At 45.4% G+C, this 21,584-nt stretch carries 23 protein-coding genes; 12 read left to right on the top strand and 11 right to left on the bottom strand.

Translation table 11 applies throughout. The features are described from left to right. Nucleotides 1-19 precede the first annotated feature (19 nt). The 3 genes from LAJ61_RS04670 to argH are packed head-to-tail and all read right to left on the bottom strand — an operon-like array spanning nt 20 to nt 2,051. On the bottom strand, nt 20-307 hold the full coding sequence (locus LAJ61_RS04670) for an oxidative damage protection protein (RefSeq protein WP_224054645.1): 288 nt from the start codon (nt 305-307) through the stop codon (nt 20-22). A 3-nt stretch (nt 308-310) separates the two neighbouring features. After that, on the bottom strand, nt 311-673 hold the full coding sequence (locus tag LAJ61_RS04665) for a gamma-glutamylcyclotransferase family protein (protein ID WP_224054644.1): 363 nt from the start codon (nt 671-673) through the stop codon (nt 311-313). A 1-nt stretch (nt 674) separates the two neighbouring features. Further along, nucleotides 675-2,051 (bottom strand): argininosuccinate lyase, encoded by a 1,377-nt coding sequence (gene argH, locus LAJ61_RS04660; protein ID WP_224054804.1) that lies wholly within the window; start codon nt 2,049-2,051, stop codon nt 675-677. Nucleotides 2,052-2,132: 81 nt separating this feature from the next. Here argH and LAJ61_RS04655 point away from each other — a divergent pair, with 81 nt between their 5' ends. The 4 genes from LAJ61_RS04655 (at nt 2,133) to LAJ61_RS04640 (ending at nt 6,265) form a co-directional block, all read left to right on the top strand. Continuing rightward, a complete protein-coding gene (locus LAJ61_RS04655) occupies nt 2,133-3,311 on the top strand; it encodes a histidine kinase (protein WP_224054643.1) in 1,179 nt (392 codons plus the stop codon). 270 nt (nt 3,312-3,581) lie between these two features. Next, nucleotides 3,582-4,319: a LytR/AlgR family response regulator transcription factor gene (locus tag LAJ61_RS04650; protein WP_036604038.1), complete on the top strand. Its 738-nt coding sequence runs from the start codon at nt 3,582-3,584 to the stop codon at nt 4,317-4,319. A 176-nt stretch (nt 4,320-4,495) separates the two neighbouring features. Next, entirely contained in the window at nt 4,496-5,455 is a 960-nt protein-coding gene (gene hemC, locus LAJ61_RS04645; RefSeq protein ID WP_224054642.1) for a hydroxymethylbilane synthase, read from the top strand. 21 nt (nt 5,456-5,476) lie between these two features. Next, on the top strand, nt 5,477-6,265 hold the full coding sequence (locus LAJ61_RS04640; protein ID WP_224054641.1) for a uroporphyrinogen-III synthase: 789 nt from the start codon (nt 5,477-5,479) through the stop codon (nt 6,263-6,265). On the opposite strand, the gene mutY is transcribed toward LAJ61_RS04640, so the two are convergent. Both mutY and LAJ61_RS04630 read right to left on the bottom strand, forming a co-directional pair. After that, a complete protein-coding gene (gene mutY / locus LAJ61_RS04635; RefSeq protein WP_224054803.1) occupies nt 6,248-7,477 on the bottom strand; it encodes an A/G-specific adenine glycosylase in 1,230 nt (409 codons plus the stop codon). The genes LAJ61_RS04640 and mutY overlap by 18 nt on opposite strands. A 201-nt stretch (nt 7,478-7,678) precedes the next feature. Continuing rightward, nucleotides 7,679-8,419, bottom strand: a complete 741-nt coding sequence (locus LAJ61_RS04630) for a dienelactone hydrolase family protein (protein ID WP_224054640.1) — start codon at nt 8,417-8,419, stop codon at nt 7,679-7,681. Nucleotides 8,420-8,624: 205 nt separating this feature from the next. On the opposite strand from LAJ61_RS04630, the gene LAJ61_RS04625 reads away from it, so the two are divergent. From LAJ61_RS04625 to LAJ61_RS04610, 4 genes are all read left to right on the top strand, one after another. Continuing rightward, nucleotides 8,625-9,098, top strand: coding sequence for a YcgN family cysteine cluster protein (locus tag LAJ61_RS04625; protein WP_060996010.1), 474 nt, complete (start codon nt 8,625-8,627; stop codon nt 9,096-9,098). 156 nt (nt 9,099-9,254) lie between these two features. Beyond that, nucleotides 9,255-10,154 carry a CBS domain-containing protein gene (locus LAJ61_RS04620; RefSeq protein WP_224054639.1) on the top strand — a complete coding sequence of 300 codons (900 nt, stop codon included), beginning with the start codon at nt 9,255-9,257 and terminating at the stop codon, nt 10,152-10,154. A 52-nt stretch (nt 10,155-10,206) separates the two neighbouring features. Next, entirely contained in the window at nt 10,207-11,781 is a 1,575-nt protein-coding gene (gene lnt / locus LAJ61_RS04615) for an apolipoprotein N-acyltransferase (protein ID WP_224054638.1), read from the top strand. Between the two features lie 146 nt (nt 11,782-11,927). Next, nucleotides 11,928-12,416, top strand: a complete 489-nt coding sequence (locus LAJ61_RS04610) for a hypothetical protein (protein WP_065253848.1) — start codon at nt 11,928-11,930, stop codon at nt 12,414-12,416. A 91-nt stretch (nt 12,417-12,507) separates the two neighbouring features. On the opposite strand, the gene LAJ61_RS04605 is transcribed toward LAJ61_RS04610, so the two are convergent. The 4 genes from LAJ61_RS04605 to hisF all read right to left on the bottom strand — a co-directional run bounded on the left by LAJ61_RS04605 (nt 12,508) and on the right by hisF (nt 15,758). After that, nucleotides 12,508-13,035, bottom strand: coding sequence for a dihydrofolate reductase (locus LAJ61_RS04605; protein ID WP_204155324.1), 528 nt, complete (start codon nt 13,033-13,035; stop codon nt 12,508-12,510). A 43-nt stretch (nt 13,036-13,078) separates the two neighbouring features. Continuing rightward, nucleotides 13,079-13,939, bottom strand: coding sequence for a thymidylate synthase (locus LAJ61_RS04600; RefSeq protein ID WP_060996014.1), 861 nt, complete (start codon nt 13,937-13,939; stop codon nt 13,079-13,081). Nucleotides 13,940-13,970: 31 nt separating this feature from the next. Further along, a complete protein-coding gene (gene lgt, locus LAJ61_RS04595) occupies nt 13,971-14,870 on the bottom strand; it encodes a prolipoprotein diacylglyceryl transferase (protein WP_224054802.1) in 900 nt (299 codons plus the stop codon). Nucleotides 14,871-14,999: 129 nt separating this feature from the next. Further along, a complete protein-coding gene (gene hisF, locus LAJ61_RS04590; protein ID WP_224054637.1) occupies nt 15,000-15,758 on the bottom strand; it encodes an imidazole glycerol phosphate synthase subunit HisF in 759 nt (252 codons plus the stop codon). 92 nt (nt 15,759-15,850) lie between these two features. Between hisF and LAJ61_RS04585 the strand changes: the two genes are divergently transcribed. The 3 genes from LAJ61_RS04585 to LAJ61_RS04575 all read left to right on the top strand — a co-directional run bounded on the left by LAJ61_RS04585 (nt 15,851) and on the right by LAJ61_RS04575 (nt 18,628). Next, entirely contained in the window at nt 15,851-16,834 is a 984-nt protein-coding gene (locus LAJ61_RS04585; RefSeq protein WP_224054636.1) for a homoserine kinase, read from the top strand. Nucleotides 16,835-16,837: 3 nt separating this feature from the next. After that, the gene (locus LAJ61_RS04580; RefSeq protein WP_224054635.1) at nt 16,838-17,605 is read left to right on the top strand and encodes a DUF3800 domain-containing protein; all 768 of its coding nucleotides are present in this window, start codon (nt 16,838-16,840) and stop codon (nt 17,603-17,605) included. A gap of 138 nt (nt 17,606-17,743) precedes the next feature. Continuing rightward, nucleotides 17,744-18,628, top strand: coding sequence for a class II glutamine amidotransferase (locus tag LAJ61_RS04575; RefSeq protein WP_224054634.1), 885 nt, complete (start codon nt 17,744-17,746; stop codon nt 18,626-18,628). 37 nt (nt 18,629-18,665) lie between these two features. Here the strand turns inward: LAJ61_RS04575 and LAJ61_RS04570 are convergent, their stop codons facing one another. After that, nucleotides 18,666-19,292, bottom strand: a complete 627-nt coding sequence (locus LAJ61_RS04570; protein ID WP_224054633.1) for a hypothetical protein — start codon at nt 19,290-19,292, stop codon at nt 18,666-18,668. Between the two features lie 140 nt (nt 19,293-19,432). Here LAJ61_RS04570 and LAJ61_RS04565 point away from each other — a divergent pair, with 140 nt between their 5' ends. Further along, nucleotides 19,433-20,335, top strand: coding sequence for a histone deacetylase family protein (locus LAJ61_RS04565; RefSeq protein ID WP_204155329.1), 903 nt, complete (start codon nt 19,433-19,435; stop codon nt 20,333-20,335). A gap of 107 nt (nt 20,336-20,442) precedes the next feature. Here the strand turns inward: LAJ61_RS04565 and LAJ61_RS04560 are convergent, their stop codons facing one another. After that, entirely contained in the window at nt 20,443-21,573 is a 1,131-nt protein-coding gene (locus tag LAJ61_RS04560; protein ID WP_224054632.1) for a pyridoxal-phosphate-dependent aminotransferase family protein, read from the bottom strand. Nucleotides 21,574-21,584 lie beyond the last annotated feature (11 nt).

The following is a 21,584-nucleotide window of genomic DNA, read 5'->3' as shown; positions in this document are numbered from 1 at the left end:
GTTGAATACATGCTAAAGGTTATTTTTGCGCTGTCCATCCTTTGGGGCGTTCGTAGTCCTCATTATCCAAAAATTTATTGCGCTGCTCGGTAATAAATTTTTTGGCTTCTGGGTCAATCATGCTCAAGTGATTTTCATTGATGAGCATGGTTTGGTGTTCTAGCCATTCGTTCCACGCTTTGGCAGACACGGTGTTTTGCAATTCTTCGCCAAGCTTATTAGGAAACGGCGGTTTTGGCATTTTGGGTAGGTTTTGTTTGTATTTACGGCACATGACCATGTGGTCAGCGGGGTTATAAGTTTCCATTTGTTATCCTTTTAATAGTTGCGAGTCTATGTCTCTTGCATCGGCATAAATCCAAGCGGTAGCGCCACTGTCAAAGTGACCTTCCACTCGTGCGTAGGCATCGACTTCGTAGCGGTCGGCTTGGGCAAGCTCATCATCGGTAATGTCAAAAATCACACCTGCCACTTTGTCGGTTGGGTTATTGGTTTTAAGTAGTATCGGATGAAAACGTTTGCCACTTTTGGCGAGCACATCTTCATCGGTGATTTCGATTTCACCCAACTGGTAGCCAATGAGTTGGTCTTTACTACCCACCAGTGTACGCCCAAATGTGGCAAGCTGTACATTTTCTTGTTGTAATGTGCCATACGAGAATAGTTTTGGCATATTAATGACCTAATTGTTCGATACGCTGACGCCCACGTTCAATCGCCATTTTGACTTGATTAGGCGCTGTACCGCCAATGTGGTTACGGGCATTGAGTGAGCCTTCAAGGGTCAGATATTCAAATACATCCTCACCAATTAAGTTGCTAAAGCCTTGAAGCTCATCGAGCGATAAGTCACTCAAATCTACGCCTTTTTGCACACCTAATGCTACTGCTTTACCCACTACTTCATGCGCGTCGCGGAAAGCTAAGCCTTTACGCACTAAATAATCCGCCAAATCGGTGGCGGTCGCATAACCTTTCATGGTCGCAGCACGCATATTTTCTTTATTTGGAATCAGATTAGGCAGCATATCAGCAAAGGCAAGTAGTGAGCCGGTTAAAGTATCTACCACGTCAAATAGCGGCTCTTTATCTTCTTGGTTGTCTTTGTTGTAAGCCAGCGGTTGGTTTTTCATCAAGGTCAATAGGGTAATCATATCGCCAAACACGCGTGCAGCTTTACCCCGTACCAGCTCTGGCACATCGGGATTTTTCTTTTGTGGCATAATCGATGAGCCCGTGCAAAAACGATCGGGGACGACCACAAACCCAAATTGCGCTGACATCCATAAGATGATTTCTTCACTCATACGTGACAAGTGCATCATTAACAGGCTTGCGCTACTGGCAAATTCAATGGCGAAATCACGGTCGGATACGGCATCCAGCGAGTTTTGACAAATCCCTTCAAAACCCAAAAGCTCGGCAGTAAATTCGCGCTCAATCGGATAAGTCGTACCTGCCAGCGCTGCGGCGCCTAAGGGCATTTGGTTGATACGTTTTCGACCATCAATCAAGCGCTCGCTATCCCGCATTAGCATCTCAAACCATGCCATCACATGATGACCAAAACTGACAGGCTGCGCGGTCTGCAGATGGGTAAAGCCTGGCATGATAGTGTCGGTATGTTGGCTTGCCAAATCCAGTAAGCCCGTTTGTAGACGTTTTAACAATCCTAAAATAATATCAGTTTGGTCACGCAGATATAAACGGATATCGGTCGCAACTTGGTCATTACGGCTACGCCCTGTATGCAGTTTTTTGCCGACATCGCCAATAATAGCGGTCAGACGAGACTCCACATTCATGTGCACGTCTTCAAGCGCCACCGACCACACAAATTTGCCATCGGCGATTTCTTGTTTGATTTGGGTTAAACCGCCAACGATTTGGTCTTTGTCCGCCTCGGTAATAATCCCCGCTTTAGCAAGCATGGTGGCATGAGCAATCGAGCCTGCGATGTCTTGATTGGCAAAACGTTGGTCAAATCCGACAGACGCGGTAAATTCAGCGACAAAACTGTCAGTGGCTTCGCTAAAACGTCCACCCCACATACTAGATGTGCTAGAATCAGCGGAAATTTGATTGCTCATAATACGTCCATTTTTTGTGTAAGTTTGAAAGGAATAAAGACAATGAGATTGCTAGAGCTGCTAATTCCCTCTGCAAAATCTAGGGCTAGTATAGCAAAAACTGAGGATGCCTCACAAATTTCACTCAAGCGGATTAAAGAGCCGCTTACGAGCACTTTTTTCCTGCCCAATCTGAGCGAAAAACAGACCATTAAACTGTGGGCAAGCTATATCGCGTTTTTTTCACTGGTTTCGATTTTAACCTATTTAACTTTTACCAATGATATCAGTTTGATTATCCGCCATAGCATTGAAACGGTGGTGATTACTATCTTAACTGTGACGGGTGAAATGGTTTTTGTGGCGAATTCTGCCAAAAAATTCAAAGAATTTAATTGGCGTTCAAAACAAATCACCGCCTATCTGCTATCGACTTCGTTTATTATCGTGCCGTTACTGAGCTTGCTAGGTCGGTTGGTGTTATTCTTTACGCTCGGCTATGAAGTCAGTTTAAATGCGCTGATACTAGAAACCATTGCGAATACTTTGTTTGCTTTTTTGATGATAGTGGTGCTGCTCACTTATTTTGAGATACAGTATCAAAATATTCGCCGCGTTGAACTGCGTACCCAACAAAAACTCATCGAACAAAACGAGCAGTTAAAGGCGCGTATCACACCGCATTTTTTCTTTAATTTACTCAATACTATGCAGTATCTGATAGAAACCGATGCGTATGAAGCCGAGAGAATGATTCGTCATATCTCAAATCTATATCGGGTGAGCTTTGATGAAACGCGTGAGATCGCGCTCCTGGATGAGATGGCGCTATGCGAAAGCTATTTGAGCATCGAAAAATACCGTTTTGATAAAAAGCTGAAAGTAACTTGGCAGTTGCCCGTTGAAGATTTGCTCTATGATATGGTGATTACCTCGTTATCGCTGCAAATGGTGATTGAAAAACTGATTGTACTGATTGTTGAAAACAGCACCGACCCCATTCACATTACTATTAGTATCGATTGGCAAAACGACGTTGCCAAAATTGATATCGAAATTGAGCTGCCAGCCACGACGTATCAGCTGATTTGTCACGATATTCACCAAAAACTGCAGTTTAACAGTCAACTGGCAATTTTACGTCAGTACTTTGGTGATGAAGCCAGCATTCACTTTGAATTATCTGGACATGTGTTAGTGACTCAAATTCGCTATCCCCTTAAGGATGTCGCCGCTTTTTAGCCCAGTCATTTTGTTAGTTGGAATGGGCATAAAAAAGTCACCAATCTGACGCGGCATTTCACATTTTATCTAACAAACTATGGTATATTAATTTGCGTCTACTTAAAACAATGCGTTTATTAGTTTATCTAATCAGTTAAGCGCTATTTTATGAGTGTTTGATTGCTCACCAAGCGGTTGTGTTAGATTTGGCATTAGATTGTGAAGAAAGTAAGACTTGTAGGGTCGAATACAGGTGTTTTTGACCTCAAAGGAGCAAAGGAGTAAACAATGAGAGTTGTGATCTGTGACGATGAGCCACTGGCCCGAGAGAGGCTGACACGCATCGTAAGAGAAGAAGGACATGAGGTTGTTGCACAGGCAGCCACAGGTATTGAGGCCATTGCAAAAGTCAAAGAAACCGCACCCGATGTAATTTTGTTAGACATTCGTATGCCAGAAATGGATGGTATCCGCTGCGCCAAAGAGCTCAATGAACTTAACAATCCACCAGCCATTATTTTTGTGACCGCGTATGACCATTATGCGATTGCCGCATTCAAAGCACACGCGATTGGCTATTTGCTAAAGCCTGCCAACAAAGAAGAATTGTTACAGGTACTATCGAGAGCGTCATTGCTTAGTAATGCACAGCTCAATGAAATCAGTCGATTAGAAGACCCGTTAGCACAGTCCAATCGTCAGCATATTGCGGCACGTACCCATCGCGGGGTGGAGCTGATTGCGCTGCAAGATATCTATTACTTTACAGCGGACCAAAAATACGTGCAAATCCGTCATAAAGGCGGCACAGTTTTAATTGATGAAACCCTCAAAGAGCTTGAGCAAGAATTTGGTGATGCGTTCTTTCGTATCCATCGCAATGCGTTAATCAATGTTAACTACCTAGAAATGCTTGAAGCGATTGACCAAGGTCAGTACCAAGTACGTTTCAAAGGTTTGCCTGACAAGCTTGCCGTTAGTCGCCGTCATTTGCCATTACTACGCGATAAAATCCAATCAATGTAGTGTATGTAGTGTCGTCTTTCGTATGTTTGCGTATGCTTTAGCGAGCAGTCAGAGAAATTATCCTGACATTTTGCTATACTGATGGCTAACTCGCTAAATCAATGACTGATACCCATCTGACAAATGCCTAGCTTAGAGAGTTAGGCATTTTATTGTTTGCTAAAAAAGATACTGCTATGACTACATTAACCACTTTAAATATCGCTACTCGCCAAAGCCCGCTTGCATTGTGGCAAGCCGAACACATCCAAGCGCGGTTGCAAGCGTTGTACCCAAGCCTGACCGTCAATCTAGTACCGATGGTCACCAAAGGTGACAAAATCCTAGATACCCCGCTAGCCAAAATCGGCGGAAAAGGTCTGTTTGTCAAAGAGCTTGAGCAAGCCTTGTATGAAAAACGTGCCGATATCGCCGTGCATTCGCTCAAAGACGTACCCATGGTGCTTCCTGAAGGTCTGACGCTTGGCGCATATTGTGAGCGTGAGCAGCCAACCGATGCCTTTATATCAAATCACTATGAAAGTCTAGATGCGTTGCCACAAGGGGCTAAACTTGGTACATCAAGTTTACGCCGTCAATGCCAAATTCAGCAATATCGTCCTGACTTAGAGATTATCAGCCTACGCGGCAATGTAGGCACGCGCTTAGCCAAGCTAGATGCAGGTGAGTATGATGCCATTATTTTGGCAACCAGTGGCTTGACGCGTTTAGGGCTTACCGATCGTATTCGCCATGAACTTGATACGCATATCAGTCTGCCAGCGGTCGGACAAGGTGCGCTTGCCATTGAATGCCGAAGTGATGATGCCGATGTGCTGGCGCTATTAAAACCGCTCAATGACGAGCCAAGCCGTCTATGCGTGATGGCAGAACGCGCCATGAATCGTCATTTGCAGGGTGGTTGCCAAGTACCGATTGCAGGCTTTGCTACCATTCAAGAGGGACAAATTTATTTACAGGGTCGTGTCGGCAGTGTAGATGGTAAAACCTTGTTAAAAGCTGAGCATCATAACGCGTTAGTTGATGACGCACGGGAGTCTCAGCAAATTGCCGAAGCCGTGGGTGTGGTGGTGGCTGAAGCGCTCATTGCACAAGGTGCGGACAAAATCTTGGCGCAGATTTATCAAGACCGCTGATATTGAACGATACGCATAGCCATGCAATTTATCAATACCAGACCTGATCATCGAGCCAAGACGCTAAGTCTATTTTTGCGCCAGCATGGCGTTAAAGTGATTGAGCTGCCGCTGTTGACGTTGGTAGAAAAGCCGTTAACAGTCGCAGAGACAGCAGTTTTACAATCGATTGACCGTTATCAAGTGGTGGTGCTAGTCAGTGAAGCGGCAGTAAAGTATGGCTTAGCAAGTCTTGTCACCTTGGTCAAGCTAACGGAATTGTCCAAAAAGATTACATGGGTTGCGGTGGGTGACAAAACCGCGAATTACTTTAACCAGACTTGGCAGCAGCTCACAGATTTGCCAGCGCCTACGGTTATCTTTCCCGGTGAAAAACGCGCGCAAAACAATGAAGGGCTATTAAATTTGCCGGTAATCCAAGCGCTTGGTAAAGGCGATTATTTGCAGATATGGCGCGGCATCGGCGGACGAGAATTATTGGCAGATATATTGGCGGCAAAAGGTGTGCAAGTACATTTGCTAAACTTGTACCAACGGGTTCTACCAAGTGCAACCACCCAAGCATTCGCATTTTGGCAACAAACGCAGAGCCCCAACCAACCCATCATTGTACTCATCTCAAGTTTGACCGCCTGGCAGAACTGGCAACAACTAACAGCAGGCACTGAAGTGGCTGCCAGCTGTTATTACTTGGTATTGCAATCGCGTATTGCACAGCAAATGTTATTACAGCAGGCGAATCTTAACATAACTATCATCCCTGATTTAATGCCTGCGACAATTTTACACGTATTAACCACTCGCCAATAGCTGCATGGCTTTCGGTTTGGCTAAGCTGTTTTGCGCTGAATCATCTACCCATGACAGCGTTTGCAGCGCTTGTTGCAGTGTTTGCGTTAGCCGCATACCCTGCTCTATCGTCAGCGTCATGGTGAGCGGGGTCAAAAACCAATGAAAATGGGTAAGGCTATGTTTGACAGTATCAGTACTATCTAAGTTAACCTGCTCGATATTTAGCAGTTGCTCAGCTTGTAAGAACGCAAAAATAATCTGCTCAGCAGTGTTGTATTCTGCTTCAAACGTCGCTTCTTGCTGCCAGTTTGCCAGTAGTGGCGCGCCTGTATTTTTTGCCACCTGTTGTTTTTTGACAAAGGCCAATGGTAAACACCACAGTCCACCCCAAATCCCAGTGTCAGGACGTTGTAGCCACAAGGTTTTGTCATCACAAACCAGTTTTAACGCTAGCGAAAACTTAGACGGATTGGGCGATTTTTTACTTTTTACCGGATAAAAACTTTGCTTACCTTGGGCATTTGCCACGCAGTCGGCTTGCACGGGACACAGTAGGCAGGCAGGTTTGGCTTTGGTGCATAGCGTCGCCCCCATATCCATCATCGCTTGGGCGTAGTGTCCACTGTCACGGGTCGGTGTTAGGCGCTCGGCAAGTTGCCAAAGCGCTTTGGTTGTGGCAGTTTTGGTGATATCGCCGTCAATGCCAGCCCAGCGGGTCAGCACACGTTTGACATTACCATCGCAAATCACCCCCCTGTCACCGCCATATTGGTCAGCTCTGACACCCATCGCCACAATCGCGCCTGCCGTAGATTGACCCACCCCTGAAATCTGCTCCCAGTCGGCAACCGTTTGCGGAAATTTGCCAGTTTGCTCGATGATATCCACCAGCTGCTTGGCACCTTTATGCAGATTGCGCGCACGTGCATAGTAACCCAGCCCTGCCCAGTGCTCAGCGACTTGCTCCCAAGATGCGTTTGCCAAATCCTGCACCGTGGGAAAACTTGTCATAAATCGCTCAAAATAAGGAATCACCGTCGCCACTTGGGTCTGCTGTAGCATGATTTCAGATAACCACACCGGATAGGGGTCTGGCGTGTCAAGCTGATGCTGCTGCCACGGCAAATCATGACGCCCGCTATGGTCAAACCAGGTCAAAATACGCGGTGCAAAACTATCAAGCTCCGCTTCGGTATGACTGTGGCTTAAGTGCTGATTGGGACTTTGCATTGTTGAGGGGTTTGTATTCGGATGTGCGTTCAAAATTCACCATCGGGTTACTATCGTGATAGCTATATAAGACTTTGTAGTTGGGATTCAATACTGACTGATAAGATGGCTAAAAATCTTGACTAAAACTGGGACATAGACATAAAAAAAGCAATATCGTCATAGATATTGCTTTTGCTGTTAGGATGCAACTGGCATATGTTATACAAGATTTTCTTGCATAAACGCAATCATTTCATCCCAGCTGGCTTTTGCCGCATCTGCATCATAGCCCAAGTCCACGCCATTTTCTTCGGCGCGTTTGTCAGCATTAGGATTGGTAAAGCCGTGTTTGGCGCCTTCGTACACATCGACTGTGTATTCAACATCGGCGTTATCCAGCTCTTTTTTTAGTCCTTCAATGGCATCCATTGACACCATGCTATCGGCTTCACCATGTGCCACCAACACTTTGGCGGTGAATTTGCCTTTTTGTGCCGGTTGTTTTGGGGTAGGGTTACCGTGGAAAGTCGCCACTGCTTTGAGTGGGAAGCCTTCACGCGCCATGTCTAGGGCAATTTTACCGCCAAAGCAAAAACCAATTGCGCCCAGACGGTTTTTGTCAACGGCTTCGAGGTCGGTAAAGTCATCCATAATGAGTTTACAGCGCGCCATCAACATGTCTTGATCAGCGAGCATTTGGCTCATCCATTCATTGGCTTGGGCGGCATCTGTGGTCAGTTTACCTTCGCCATACACATCCATGGCGACGGCCGCAAAACCCGCTTCGGCTAAACGCTCAGTGACTTTTTGTGGGTGCTCAACGACGCCCCACCATTCAGGCGCCACCAAAATTGCTGGGGCAGGGTTGTCGTGGCTCGCTGATTCTGGTAGACAGACATAGCTTTTGAGCTCCACACCATCGGTGGTGGTAGATTCGAGTTGTAAAATTTGAATTGGCATCATAAATCCTTATGTTATGGTAAATGATATGATTGGTTGCTATTGTTATAAGACACTGGCGTTATAAAAACGCTGGATTCATACGCTACTCATAGCGTGGCAAGTCAGTGCAACGGTTAATACAGGCATTACTGTATACTGAAATCATCGCATTTTCCGTTATAATACTGTCACTGTTTTATACAAGCCGAAAGTTGGAAACATAATGAGCCAATCTGTTACCTTACGCCCGCAATTTTGGGAGCGATTTTCGTTAGAACAATTGACCCAAGCTGAATGGGAAGCCTTGTGCGATGGCTGTGGGGCGTGTTGTTTGATTAAATTTAAAGACGATGACACAGATGAAGTTGAATACAGTGATGTCGCCTGTCGACTGCTTGATTGTGCCACAGGGGCTTGCCAGCATTATCCAACAAGGCGCGACTATGTGCCCGACTGCATCAGCCTAACCATCGATAACATTGGCGAGATGTATTGGCTACCGGCAAGCTGCGCCTACAAGCGCTTGTACTACGGGCAACCACTGCCAAGCTGGCATTTATTACTTACTCAGGATGCCGCCGTGACACAAGCCATGATGCGCCAAAAAAATATCAGCGTGGCGGGACGCTGTCAGTCTGAAACAGAGGTTTCTGAGCTTGAGCAAGAAGAACGGGTGATTCATTGGATTCGCCAATAGTGCTTGTTTATTCAAGGCTTTACTAGCACCGAGCAAGCTGATGGGTGAGTAAAATCAGCCAATAAATACAATAAAATTAAGAAAAATACCATTGCAATCATCATGGGCTTAAGGTAAGGTAAAAAAATCTTTCGCCATATGAGGGTCTCGTCGGCTATGTCAGATGACAATTCGAGTTCACACCTGTCAAACAAACAACAAAGCAGTAGCTGGTCACGCGGTCTGAAACGCTGGCTATCCACCGCCCCTGAAACCCGTGATGAACTAGTCAAATTGGTACATGATTCGCGTCGATTTTTGGCGCCCGACACCGTCGATATGTTAGAGGGTGTCTTAGATTTACCCGCCATTCAAGTGCGAGAAATCATGACCCCTGTCAGCCACGTTGCAGGCATCACCCAGCACCAAAACTTACAAGACATCATGTCGCTCTATATGGAAACCGCCCACTCGCGTTATCCTGTATTTACCGATGACAATAAAGACACGGTAATGGGTATCTTACTTGCCAAAGATTTGATTCCGTTTTTGGTCGCCAAGGCGCAAGGTCAAAACATTGACCATTTTAATCTTGAGGCGATTGTACGTCAGCCAATTTATATCAGTGAAACTGCGCGCTCTGACAACCTACTGCGTCTATTTCAAAAAAACCAAATTCATATGGCAATCGTTATTGATGAGTTTGGGGTGGCATCAGGCGTGGTGACGATGGAAGACTTACTCGAAGAAATTGTCGGTGATATCATCGATGAGCATGACGATATCGAAGAAGATACCGATATCAATCATATAGTGCCCGTGCCCAATCAGCCTGACACATGGATTGTGCAATCCATCACCTCAGTCTCAGACTGTAATGAACAGCTAGGCACCCATTTTGATAGTGAGGATGTCGCCAGTATGGGCGGACTGGTCATGCAAGAGCTTGGCGAAGTCAATGAGGTATTGGGTCAAACGGTCTTTATTGATGATTGTCGTTTGACGGTATTGTCAGCAGATGGTCGATTTATCCAAGAAATTGAACTGGTTAAAGGGTATAATCAGCTCGACGATTAGTCCAATTACTTATGTTTGCAAAACCGTTTAACCCTATAGGCAATACTCGCCAATGCGTCTTACTACCCAGTCCCTAAAAAAGCAACTTTCTGTACAATCTCATCACGATAGTGCCAAATCTGCAAATACCAAACAGCCCCTGTTACCCAAACTGGTGCTGGCTTGGCTTGCGGGTGCGGCATTTGTCTTTGCGTTAGCACCTTACGATTTTTGGATAGTGGCACTGTTGTCCCCACTGGTGCTGTATTGGCTATTATTGCCCACAATGTCAAATTGGCGGGCGTTTTGGCTCGGTGAAATGTATGGCATGGGATTGTGGAGCGTGGGCGCGTTTTGGTTGTTTACCTCGATTCATACCTATGGTGATACCCCTACCTTGTTAGCCTTGCTGATGATTGGTTTTGTTGGCTTAGGAATGGGATTGTTTCATGGTGCCTTGGCGGTCATTTTTAATCGCTTTGTGGCCAAACAGCCGTTAAGCTTTGCGTCATTATGGGTGGTACAAGAGTGGTTAAAGACCTGGCTATTTACAGGTTTTCCTTGGCTATTTGTGGGCTATGCTTATACAGCGCAACCTTGGCTGACGAGCATTGCCCCAATTTTTGGGGTGTTGGCGCTGAGCTTTGTATCAGTGTTCGTCTCAGCCAGTCTAGTGGAAGCGGCGCGAAAAAAATACCGTTTTTTAATTCCCTCGTCTGTGATGTTACTGGCAAGCGTTGCGCTGTGGCTTATTGCCCCGCAATGGACGACACCTAAAGGCACACCAAATCTGAAAGTTTCATTAGTGCAAGGCAATATTCCGCAGGACTTAAAATGGCTGCAAGAATACCAAATCCAAACGCTGGGTATCTATGCAGGCTTAAGTAAAACAGAATGGGGGCAGGACATTATCTTATGGCCAGAGTCGTCAATTCCGATGTTTCAAACCGACGCCATGCCCTTTATCAGCCAAATTGCTGCCCAAGCCCGCGAAAGCAATACCGCATGGCTCACCGGTATTCCGTATGTCGATGTCAATGAATACGACCCAAAAGTTGATAAATACGAGCCATTTTACAACAGTGTGATTGCTTTGGGCGCCGATGCCAAAGGCTTATACAAGAAACAAAATTTGGTACCCGTGGGCGAATATATCCCGTTTGAAGGAATGTTAGATTGGGCATTGCCAAACTTGATGGGCGGCACCATGAGTTTTCGCAGTGGGTCTGCGCACCAAGCGCCCTTGCAAGTCAAAAACCACCCAGTCGGGGTAGCGATTTGTTATGAAGTCGCCTATCCTGATACCACCCGCCGCAATGCCAAAAATACCGACTTTTTATTGACCGTATCCAATGATGCTTGGTTTGGCACATCGGCAGGTCCATTGCAGCATCTACAAATGGTGCAAATGCGCTCGATTGAAACCGGTCGCTGGTTTATGCGCGCGACCAATACAGGCGTGACCGCCATTATCAATGATAAAGGCAATATTGTTGCCAAAGCGCCAGCCTTTGAACGCACGGTGCTACGCGGCGAGATTCAATCACGCGTTGGCAATACGCCATTTATGCGCTGGGGTAGTTATCCTATCTTGGCACTGGCAGCGCTATTGCTACTGATTAGTTGGCTGATTCGTAAAACACGTTAAAAACCTTAGATGCAGTAAGGTTTTGTCACCAATTGCAAAAATTTAGTATATAATGGTTACAAAGTTCCGTATAATAGTTAAAAATTAGATTTGAATTCATTTAGATTCAACAACTCTTGCCCCAATGATTTACAGTGAGGTTTACGATGGCTCATCATGAAGTCGTGGAAAACAATGTCAAAAAAGAACTTAGTTACTCTTTAATTGGCGTTTTAGCGTTTCTAGGCGTGGTTTTATTAATCCTTATTTCAGCAATTGTTCGCCCCGCTGGTAACCACGTTGACGTTGCAAAACTCAATGCTGAAGTGGAAGCCAAAGCCGCTGCATCTGCTGCTGCCGCTGCCAAACCAGCGGGTTCGACGCCTGCGGCAACCTCACCTGCGGCGGGTGAAACCACCACCGCCACTGCCAATGCAGACACCGCAACAGGTCCAAATGCCACGGTTGCCAGCCCAGACAATGCCTCTATGACGCCATCTTCTGCACCAACGGCTACTGCAAAAACATCGACCATTGAAGCGCGTAATGCCTCAACGGCTGAAGCCAAAGCAGAGATTAAAGCCAAAACAGGTGACACCCCAAATATCGCACCACCTGTTGCCTCAGCGGTCAAATCTCAAGAACAATCAAAATAAGATATCAATATCTAAATCAAAAAACCACAGCTGCATAAAAAAACCACGTTAGATGACGTGGTTTTTTTGTGCTGAGTCGTCACTGTCAAGTTTAAGCTTTTTGGTAAGTGACAAACTGATAGCTTAACCCGTTTTGCTCATCCGTGAATTTTTCACTTTCTGATGTTTTGACAAAATCACTGGTAATCTCTGGATAAAACGCTGCTGCGTTGTCAATCACGGTATCGACCTGAGTGATTTCTAAGCGATCACTAAACAGCAGCGCTTGTTGGAAGACTTTTTCGCCACCAATCACCCAAATCGTTTGCAAACCTTTACCATGGGCGAGCGATGAGGCTTGGGTCAGTGCGTCATCTAGGTTGTGCATCACAATAACGGCATCATCATCCACTTGGTAATCCAAGTTGGTGGTAATCACAAAATTGGTACGGTTAGGCAAGGGTTTTGCCCCCATAGATTCAAAGGTCTTGCGACCCATAATCACGATACCGCCATTGGTATGTTTTTTAAAATGTTTCAAGTCCTCAGAGATGTGCCAAGGCAATTGATTGTCTTTGCCAATGGCGCGGTTTTGGCTCATCGCCACGATTTGGGCGACTTCCACATTAGAATAACTCATGATTTATCCTTATTGTTGTGAGTTTTGTTATTGGGCTGCAAGCTTATACAGAGACTTCAGCCTTAATTGTGGCATGGCTTTGATAATTTTCAATTTTTATATCGTTAAAATCAAACGCAAAAATGTCAGTAATGTCAGGGTTGAGCCAAAGTTTGGGTAGCGCAAACGGCTCGCGGCTAAGCTGCTCATGCACTTGCTGTAAATGATTGTTATAGATATGACAATCACCACCCGTCCACACAAACTCACCGACGCCAAGCCCGGTCACATGGGCTATCATATGGGTAAGCAAGGCATAGCTGGCAATGTTAAAAGGTACACCCAAAAACAAATCCGCCGAGCGTTGGTACAACTGACAAGATAATTTGCCATCGGCGACAAAAAACTGAAACAGGGTATGACAAGGGGGCAAGGCCACTTCGTTGGCCTCCAAAGGATTCCAGCCAGAGACAATCAAACGGCGCGAGTTTGGGTTGTTTTTGATTTCATTCACCACCCAACTGATTTGGTCAAAACCGTCTGAATGGTAGCTGCCGTCCGCTTTTTTGCTTGCCCCGAAGTTGCGCCACTGGTGTCCGTACACCGCGCCAAGTTCGCCTTCAGGCTTGCCAAAGCGGGCAGTTTGCTCGGCGGTTGCCCATTCATTCCAAATGCGTACGCCATTGTCCTGCAAGTATTGGACATGGGTATCACCTTTTAAAAACCAAAGCAGCTCATAAATCACGCTTTTGGTATGGATTTTTTTGGTGGTGAGTAATGGAAAACCCTCATTCAAATCAAACCGCATCTGCGCGCCAAAATAGCTGATGGTACCGGTGCCCGTACGGTCGCCTTTTTGTATGCCGTTAGCTAGCACCAGTTTAAGTAAATCCAAATAGGCTTGTTCATTTTTTGACGTAATCATGGGTGATGAGTTCCTTGGTTAGTTTTGTTTGTTAGTCCGCATTCTTTTGACTGCCCCAATCATAGATTTGGTTTTTATACGCCCAAATCAATAAAACCAAACCGCCGATAATCATCGGTAGGCTTAACATTTGCCCTTTTGTCATCCACCCTAATAAAATAAAACCTTGGTCAGCATCAGGTTGGCGGAAGAATTCGGTAATAAAACGTGCAATACCGTAGCCCATCACAAACAAACCACTAACTGCCATACGCGGACGCGGACGACTGGCAAACCACCAAACCAAAACAAACAGTACCACCCCTTCAGTAAAAGCCTGATACAGCTGTGACGGATGGCGGGGGAGTAACAAATAATTGTTGCCATCAATCATAAAGGTTTGCGCAAGGCTTTGCAGGGCAGGGGTTTGTTTGAGCAGCTCATTGTCTTCATTGACCGCTTGCGGGAACAGCATCAGCCAGTTGTAACCACCATCAGACACCCGGCCCCACAATTCGCCATTGATAAAATTGCCAATACGACCAAACAGCAGGCCTGTTGGTACGCAGGGAATAATAAAATCTAGCACATTCCAAATATTCTTTTTATATTTGCGGGCAAAAAATAGCATGGCGATGGCAACACCCAAAAATCCCCCATGAAACGACATGCCGCCTTGGTTGATTTTGAACAAATACATCGGATTGGCTAAGAATTCGCTTAATTGATAAAACAGCACATAGCCGATACGACCGCCTAGAATCACGCCCATCGCCCCATAAAATACCAGGTCAGCGACCATGTCGGCATTCCAGTCTGGGCGCGATTTAGTGCGATACCAAGCCAACGCATAAGCGGCAGCAAAAGCCAGTAAATACATCAGCCCGTACCAGTGGGCTTGGATAGGTCCCAAATGCAGAGCGACAGGGTCCCATTGCGGGTGAGTTAAAATTAGTGGAAACATGGCAATTTAGTCATTATCGAAAATGCCAATATCATAGCAGTTTTGGCTAGTTTGGGCTATTTTTTGCTGTGCCCTTTTAGTTATTACCAACGGCTATCGTTCTCACAAGGCTCGCCATTACAAACGCATTTCAATGCCTTGCTGTGCCATAAACTGCTTGGCTTCCCCCACGGTATATTCGCCAAAATGGAAAATACTCGCCGCTAGTACCGCATCAACACCGCCTTGCAGCACCCCATCTGACAAGTGTTGCAAATTACCGACACCACCCGACGCAATCACTGGCACATTTACGCTATCTGTAATGCGTTTCATCAAGGCGATATCATAGCCGTTTTTGGTGCCATCTGAGTCCATCGAGGTCACAAGCAGTTCACCCGCCCCAAAACCTGCCATTTTGACCGCCCATGCCACCGCATCAATGCCAGTCGCTTTGCGTCCCCCATGGGTAAATATTTCCCATTGATTGTCACCCACTTTTTTGGCATCAATCGCTACCACGATACACTGACTGCCAAAACGTGCTGCCGCTTCACCGACAAATTCAGGGTTAAAAATTGCCGCTGAATTAATCGATACTTTATCCGCGCCTGCGTTTAGCAAGTGACGAATGTCATCGACTTTACGCACCCCGCCGCCCACGGTCAGCGGTACAAATACGGTCTCTGCCATGCGTTCAACCGTGTGATAGGTGGTGTCGCGTCCATGATGGGTAGCGGTGATATCCAAAAAAGTGATTTCATCCGCGCCTTGTTCGTTGTAGCGCTGCGCCACTTCAACAGGGTCGCCCGCGTCTTTGATGTCGACAAATTGCACACCTTTGACCACCCGACCATTGTCAACATCAAGGCAAGGGATAATTCGTTTTGCTAACATATTCGATTTCCTTCTATAATAGCCGTAAGTTTATCAAATTTACTTTGCCATTACCGCAGTTTTATCGGTGTGCTGCGCTTCAAGGATGCCTTATGTCTGTATATACCCAGTTGACTGACCAACAATTTAGTGATTTTTGCCAACAATTTGGCGTAAATTTTGCCAAAGCCATACCTATCACACAGGGTATCAAAAACAGTAATTGGTTTATTGAAACAACCACGGACAAAACAGGCGAGCCGTCTTATGTATTTACCTTGTTTGAAGAACGCAAACCGCATGAAATTCAAAAGATGGCGATTATCCTAAATCGCCTAAAAGACCAGCTACCCGTTGCGGCGCCGCTAGCCGCCAAAAACGGCGAGTTTTTGCTGTATTTTGACAACAAAGCCATTGTGGTATCACCAAAACTCTCGGGCGGTCACCCGAAAGCAACCACGCCTGATATGTGCCGCCAAATGGGCGAGGCTTTAGCCGTTCTTCACCAAACCTTGCAAACCTTGACCCCTGCACAAAACTATGGCGTTGAGTTGTATCCTTGGCATCTGGTGCGTGACCGTGAAACCAAGTTTATGCCAAGCGATGAAGCCAAACTGATGAATGATATTTGGCAAGCCTACGAAACCGTAGCGAGCAAAAATTTGCCAACAGGTTTATGTCATCTGGACATGTTTGCCGATAACACCCTGTGGGATTTTAGTGATGAAACCCAGCCAACACTCACAGGTTTGCTTGATTTTACCGAAGTCAGTGTTGAACATTTTGTGATGGATTTGGCGATTACCATTAATGATTTTTGCACCACTTGGGGTAACGCCAATGATGGCGAAGCGGTAAATTTTGATGACACCAAGATGCAAGCATTTTTACAAGGGTATGAGAGCAAACGCGCTTTGAGCGATGATGAGAAAAAGGCATTGCCGATTATGCTTGCTATGGCGGGCGTGACGTTTTGGCTGCTGCGTTTGAATGTGATTTATTATAACCGTCAGCAAGGTCGCACGGGCGATAATATTATGGTGAAAAATCCTGATTTAATGAAACGCCTAGCCAGCTTTCATTGGGCGAGAAAATAACAAATGTATATTGTTTATGTTGATGAAAGTGGTGATATAGGATTACAAAATAGTCCTTCTAATTATTTTTGCTTGAGTGCAATCATTATTCATGAAAGTAAGTGGGACCAAACCTTGAATTCAATCATTGACTTTAGACGGTTTCTGAGAGAAAAATACGGGTTCAAATTACGTGAAGAGATTCATTGCTCACATTTTATTCACAAACCTGCTGAATTCCAACGAATCGCCAAATCCATGCGTTTAAGATTATTGAGAGATGTAATTGATTTTCAAGCAAATTTATCGAACTATCAAATCATCAATGTAGTGGTAAATAAAAAGAATAAACCAATAGGCAGTGACATTTTTAATTTGGCATGGCAAACTTTAATTCAACGTATTGAAAATACATTGCAGTATCGAAATTTTATTGGTTCAACGAATATTCAAGATACTGCCATGTTATTTGTTGATAAAACTGATGAAGTCAAGCTAAGAAATCTCACCCGAAAAATGCGGCGTTATAATCCCGTTCCTAACAGCTTTAATCTAGGTGCTGGTTATCGTATCTTACCAACTAAACTAATTATTGAAGACGCAATTCATAAAGATTCTGCACATTCTTATTTTATTCAGTTAGCAGATGTTAATGCATATTTTCTCAGTCAAAAGTTCCAACCAAATCAGTATATTAAAAGAAAAGGCGGTAAAAATTACCTTGACCGCTTGCAACCAGTATTATTTAAACAGGCAAGTAAGAAAGATTTACTAGGAATTGTTATTCGCTAAAAAAGAAAGGTTCAGCTTTCGCTGAACCGATGAGTCCTACTGTAAAGTCTAGCTTTAGGTCAGACTACATCATTATGATAGCATTTGCTATGAAATAGTTCAAGGAACTAAACCAAATATTACAAAAAGTGAATTTTAATGTGCCAATTATTAGGAATGAATTGCAACACACCCACCGATATTCATTTTAGCTTTGCGGGGTTTCGCAAGCGGGGCGGGCAGACCGATATCCATACCGATGGGTTTGGTATCGTGTTTTTTGAAAAAAATCCCGACCCATCGCAGGGTAATCGTAAAGCAGGGCTGCGTCAATTTCACGATGACAAGCCAAGTTATTGCTCACCGGTGGCGGATTTAGTCAATAGTTATCCGATCAAGGCGATGAATGTGATTTGCCATATTCGCAAAGCCACGCAAGGCACAAATTGCTTGGCTAATACCCACCCATTTGTCCGTGAAGTATGGGGCGAGGAATGGGCATTTGCGCATAATGGGCAGTTGCAGATGGATTTTATTGACCAGCTCAGCCCTGTGCCCAGCCACTATCAGCCCGTAGGTACAACCGATTCGGAGATGGCATTTTGTTATCTGCTCAATCGACTCAAATCACAGTTTAGTGAGCCGCCCAGTGACGAGGTGTTATTCCAGTTTTTGACCACGATTTGTCGTGAGTTATCGGCGTTGGGCTTGTTTAATTGTCTCATTAGCAATGGCGATTGGCAGCTAGCATATGCAGGGAGCTTGCTATTTTTTATCACCCGTAAAGCGCCATTTGGTGAGGCGAAACTTGCTGACAGTGAGCTGGCGATTGATTTTAGCGAGGTGACCTCGCAGACCGATAAAGTGACCTTGATTACTACCATTCCTTTGACTTACAACGAACACTGGCAACAGCTGTATGTGGATGAATGTTTGATGTTTCGGGATGGCGATATTTTATTTAAAGATACCCCTGATAATCCGACCCGCTTAACCATTGAAGAAGGCATTGCCATCGCCCGCAAAGTGGGGGCGACGCTGTAATCTGCCATTTTTTGCTAGACTCAAGGTATAAGTCAAATTAATCAAACACAATCGCCGTTTGGTATTTGATACTTAACCGACTGGCTTCAAATAATGCTACCCAAACCGCAATTTCACGGTAAAAGTCTTGCTGTGAGTCGATGATTTGGCTTAGACGAGTCATTTCTGGGTCTGATAACTGCCCATCAACGAGCTGAATCCCAAGATAGCTAGCTATATCTTGTAGCACTGCCATGAGTTGTTGGCTTGAGCCGATATCTTGATTTTGTGCTTTATCATACAGCACTTCGTCAAAGTCCACAGGCAGATAATAGCCTTCATTATCGGCGTGATTAATCAGTGGGTCATCCATAAAGTCCACATAATCAACATCTTGCAGATTGGCACGCAATTCGTCATCATTGATAGGCGTCAGGCGAGTTTGTGGATTATGAGAGATTTGCACTTCAACCCAACGTAGATAATGCAGCCAAAGATACGGAAAGCTTTTAAGCGGTGCTCGGCTTTTCTCGGCGATAGGCTCGTCTGGCTCTCGATAAGTGGGTAAACCCTTGTCCTTTAGCACTTGATTAAGATGGCTAAACACTTGCTGATAATGGGCAAAGCCTTCTTCCTCGAGTTGCTTCATTTCAGCCAATTTATTAACACCAATATATAACGACATGACCAGTCCTTTTGATGAATTTTGCTATACATTTGTCTTGTAAAAATAGTTTAGCAAATCTCTTAAAAATTGTTGTTATGAAATGGTTATTTAAACGATAAACTAAGCATTTACTTTTTTATAGTTTGATTGAGAAAGCCATGCTCAAAGTTGCTTATTCCGATATTTTTAAATATGACGTTCCCGAACGTCACCGTTTCCCTATGCAAAAATATCCGATGATTGCAGAGCGGTTATTGGCGGAGGGTACATTCACCCAAGCCAATTTTTTTGCCCCGCAGCGATTGAGCGAAGACGAAATTCTCACCACACATACACAAAGGTACTGGCAGCACCTAAAACAGCAAACATTGCCCGCCAAGGACGCGCGCGCCATCGGCTTTGAGATGACGCCAAGGCTCGTTGAGCGGGAACGTGTGATTGCCCACGGCACTTATGAATGTGCGTTATTCGCCAAACAATTCGGTGTCGCGCTCAATATCGCAGGCGGGACCCACCATGCGTTTGCCGATCATGGCGAAGGGTTCTGCGTGTTTAACGATGTGGCGGTGGCGAGTAATTTATTGTTGGCACGTGGACAGGCGACCCAAATTCTGACCGTGGATTTGGATGTGCATCAAGGCAACGGTACAGCGCATTTGATGGCAAATGAACCTCGGGTATTTACCTTTAGCATGCATGGCGCAAAAAACTATCCGTTTCGCAAGCAAGCATCCGATTTGGATATTGATTTGCCAAACGAGACAGGCGATGAGGCGTATTTAGCACTATTAATGGAGACGCTGCCAGCGCTTATTGCAAAAGTGAAACCCGATATGCTGTTTTACCAGTCCGCTGTGGATGTGCTCGCCACTGATAAGCTCGGTAAACTTGCGCTCACCCGTGACGGCTGCGCCAAGCGTGATGCGTTTGTATTTAGCCAAGCCAAAGCCCATGGGATTCCAGTGGCGGTGGTGATGGGTGGCGGTTACTCAGAAAACATCGACGATGTGGTTGAAGCCCATTGCAATACCTTTCGCACGGCAAAAAGGCTGTATGAGTGAGTGTTAAGGGATAAAAAAAGCCCTGTTTCCCAGAGCCTTTAAATTTACAGAGTTTTTAAAATAAACTGTTGTTCTGCTAATCAATGCGCTAATGCATACGCTGATAATTAAGCTAATACTTTCTCAAGCGCTTGCTTAAAACGGCTGACTGTGCCGTCGACATCTGTTAATTTATCTAACCCAAATAGCCCCAAACGGAATGTTTTAAAGCTGTCGGGTTCGCCAACTTTCAGTGGCACGCCGCCTGCAATTTGTAAGCCTTGGGCTGCAAATGCTGTACCTTTGTGCATATCATCACGCTCAGTGTAGACCACAATCACGCCGGGTGCTTGGTAGCCTTCAGCTGCGACGCTGATAATATCGTGTTGATTGAGGACAGTGAGTACTTTTTGACCCAATTCAAATTGGGCGCTTTTGAGTTTATCAAGTCCAATCGCTTCGGCTTCTTTGACGGTATCGCGGAATTTGGTCAGCCCATCGGTTGGCATCGTCGCATGATACGCATGACCGCCATTTTCATAAGCCCGCATGATAGTGAGCCACTGTTTGAGATCCAGCCCAAAACTGGTCGATTCGGTGGCTTCCACTTTGGCAACGGCTTGTTCATTCATCATCACTAGTCCTGCACATGGCGTGCTTGACCAGCCTTTTTGTGGCGCAGAGATGAGCACATCAATGCCCAACGCTTTCATATCAAGCCACACGCAGCCTGACGCGATACAGTCAATGACCAGTAAACCACCGACATTATGTACCGCATCGGCAAGTTGTTTGATATAGTCATCAGGCAGCATCAAGCCTGCCGCGGTTTCGACATGGGGGGCAAATACTACCGCAGGTTTTTTGGATTGAATCTCAGCGACAGCCGTCTCGATTGCCACTGGCTCAAACTGCTGTTGTTGGTTGCTGTCACCGATGTGTGCGGTCAGGACAGTCACGTCATCCGTGATACGACCTTTTTCAAGGATTTGCGTCCAGCGAAAACTAAAAAAACCGTTACGGATGATGAGCACTGTTTGGGCAGTGGCAAGCTGGCGCGCAACCGCTTCCATACCGTAAGTCCCTGTACCCGGCACGATTGCCACCGCATCGGCGTTGTACACGTTTTTCAAACTTGTGGACAAATCATTCATCACGGTTTGGAATTTTTTGGACATGTGATTGAGCGAGCGGTCGGTGTAGACCACAGAGTATTCTAATAAACCATCTGGATCAATATCTTGGCGTAGCGCTGGCATGGGACTCTCCT

Source organism: Faucicola osloensis (genome assembly GCF_020041925.1).
Lineage (GTDB): Bacteria > Pseudomonadota > Gammaproteobacteria > Pseudomonadales > Moraxellaceae > Faucicola > Faucicola osloensis_D.
This window is presented reverse-complemented; position numbering and strand designations above follow the sequence as displayed.

What these genes read in the sequence shown, in the direction of transcription:
- LAJ61_RS04670 (WP_224054645.1), bottom strand. Translation starts at nt 307, where the DNA reads ATGGAAACTTATAACCCCGCTGACCACATGGTCATGTGCCGTAAATAC.
- LAJ61_RS04665 (WP_224054644.1), bottom strand. Translation starts at nt 673, where the DNA reads ATGCCAAAACTATTCTCGTATGGCACATTACAACAAGAAAATGTACAG.
- argH (WP_224054804.1), bottom strand. Translation starts at nt 2,051, where the DNA reads ATGTGGGGTGGACGTTTTAGCGAAGCCACTGACAGTTTTGTCGCTGAA.
- LAJ61_RS04655 (WP_224054643.1), top strand. Translation starts at nt 2,133, where the DNA reads ATGAGATTGCTAGAGCTGCTAATTCCCTCTGCAAAATCTAGGGCTAGT.
- LAJ61_RS04650 (WP_036604038.1), top strand. Translation starts at nt 3,582, where the DNA reads ATGAGAGTTGTGATCTGTGACGATGAGCCACTGGCCCGAGAGAGGCTG.
- hemC (WP_224054642.1), top strand. Translation starts at nt 4,496, where the DNA reads ATGACTACATTAACCACTTTAAATATCGCTACTCGCCAAAGCCCGCTT.
- LAJ61_RS04640 (WP_224054641.1), top strand. Translation starts at nt 5,477, where the DNA reads ATGCAATTTATCAATACCAGACCTGATCATCGAGCCAAGACGCTAAGT.
- mutY (WP_224054803.1), bottom strand. Translation starts at nt 7,477, where the DNA reads ATGCAAAGTCCCAATCAGCACTTAAGCCACAGTCATACCGAAGCGGAG.
- LAJ61_RS04630 (WP_224054640.1), bottom strand. Translation starts at nt 8,419, where the DNA reads ATGCCAATTCAAATTTTACAACTCGAATCTACCACCACCGATGGTGTG.
- LAJ61_RS04625 (WP_060996010.1), top strand. Translation starts at nt 8,625, where the DNA reads ATGAGCCAATCTGTTACCTTACGCCCGCAATTTTGGGAGCGATTTTCG.
- LAJ61_RS04620 (WP_224054639.1), top strand. Translation starts at nt 9,255, where the DNA reads ATGTCAGATGACAATTCGAGTTCACACCTGTCAAACAAACAACAAAGC.
- lnt (WP_224054638.1), top strand. Translation starts at nt 10,207, where the DNA reads ATGCGTCTTACTACCCAGTCCCTAAAAAAGCAACTTTCTGTACAATCT.
- LAJ61_RS04610 (WP_065253848.1), top strand. Translation starts at nt 11,928, where the DNA reads ATGGCTCATCATGAAGTCGTGGAAAACAATGTCAAAAAAGAACTTAGT.
- LAJ61_RS04605 (WP_204155324.1), bottom strand. Translation starts at nt 13,035, where the DNA reads ATGAGTTATTCTAATGTGGAAGTCGCCCAAATCGTGGCGATGAGCCAA.
- LAJ61_RS04600 (WP_060996014.1), bottom strand. Translation starts at nt 13,939, where the DNA reads ATGATTACGTCAAAAAATGAACAAGCCTATTTGGATTTACTTAAACTG.
- hisF (WP_224054637.1), bottom strand. Translation starts at nt 15,758, where the DNA reads ATGTTAGCAAAACGAATTATCCCTTGCCTTGATGTTGACAATGGTCGG.
- LAJ61_RS04585 (WP_224054636.1), top strand. Translation starts at nt 15,851, where the DNA reads ATGTCTGTATATACCCAGTTGACTGACCAACAATTTAGTGATTTTTGC.
- LAJ61_RS04580 (WP_224054635.1), top strand. Translation starts at nt 16,838, where the DNA reads ATGTATATTGTTTATGTTGATGAAAGTGGTGATATAGGATTACAAAAT.
- LAJ61_RS04575 (WP_224054634.1), top strand. Translation starts at nt 17,744, where the DNA reads ATGTGCCAATTATTAGGAATGAATTGCAACACACCCACCGATATTCAT.
- LAJ61_RS04570 (WP_224054633.1), bottom strand. Translation starts at nt 19,292, where the DNA reads ATGTCGTTATATATTGGTGTTAATAAATTGGCTGAAATGAAGCAACTC.
- LAJ61_RS04565 (WP_204155329.1), top strand. Translation starts at nt 19,433, where the DNA reads ATGCTCAAAGTTGCTTATTCCGATATTTTTAAATATGACGTTCCCGAA.
- LAJ61_RS04560 (WP_224054632.1), bottom strand. Translation starts at nt 21,573, where the DNA reads ATGCCAGCGCTACGCCAAGATATTGATCCAGATGGTTTATTAGAATAC.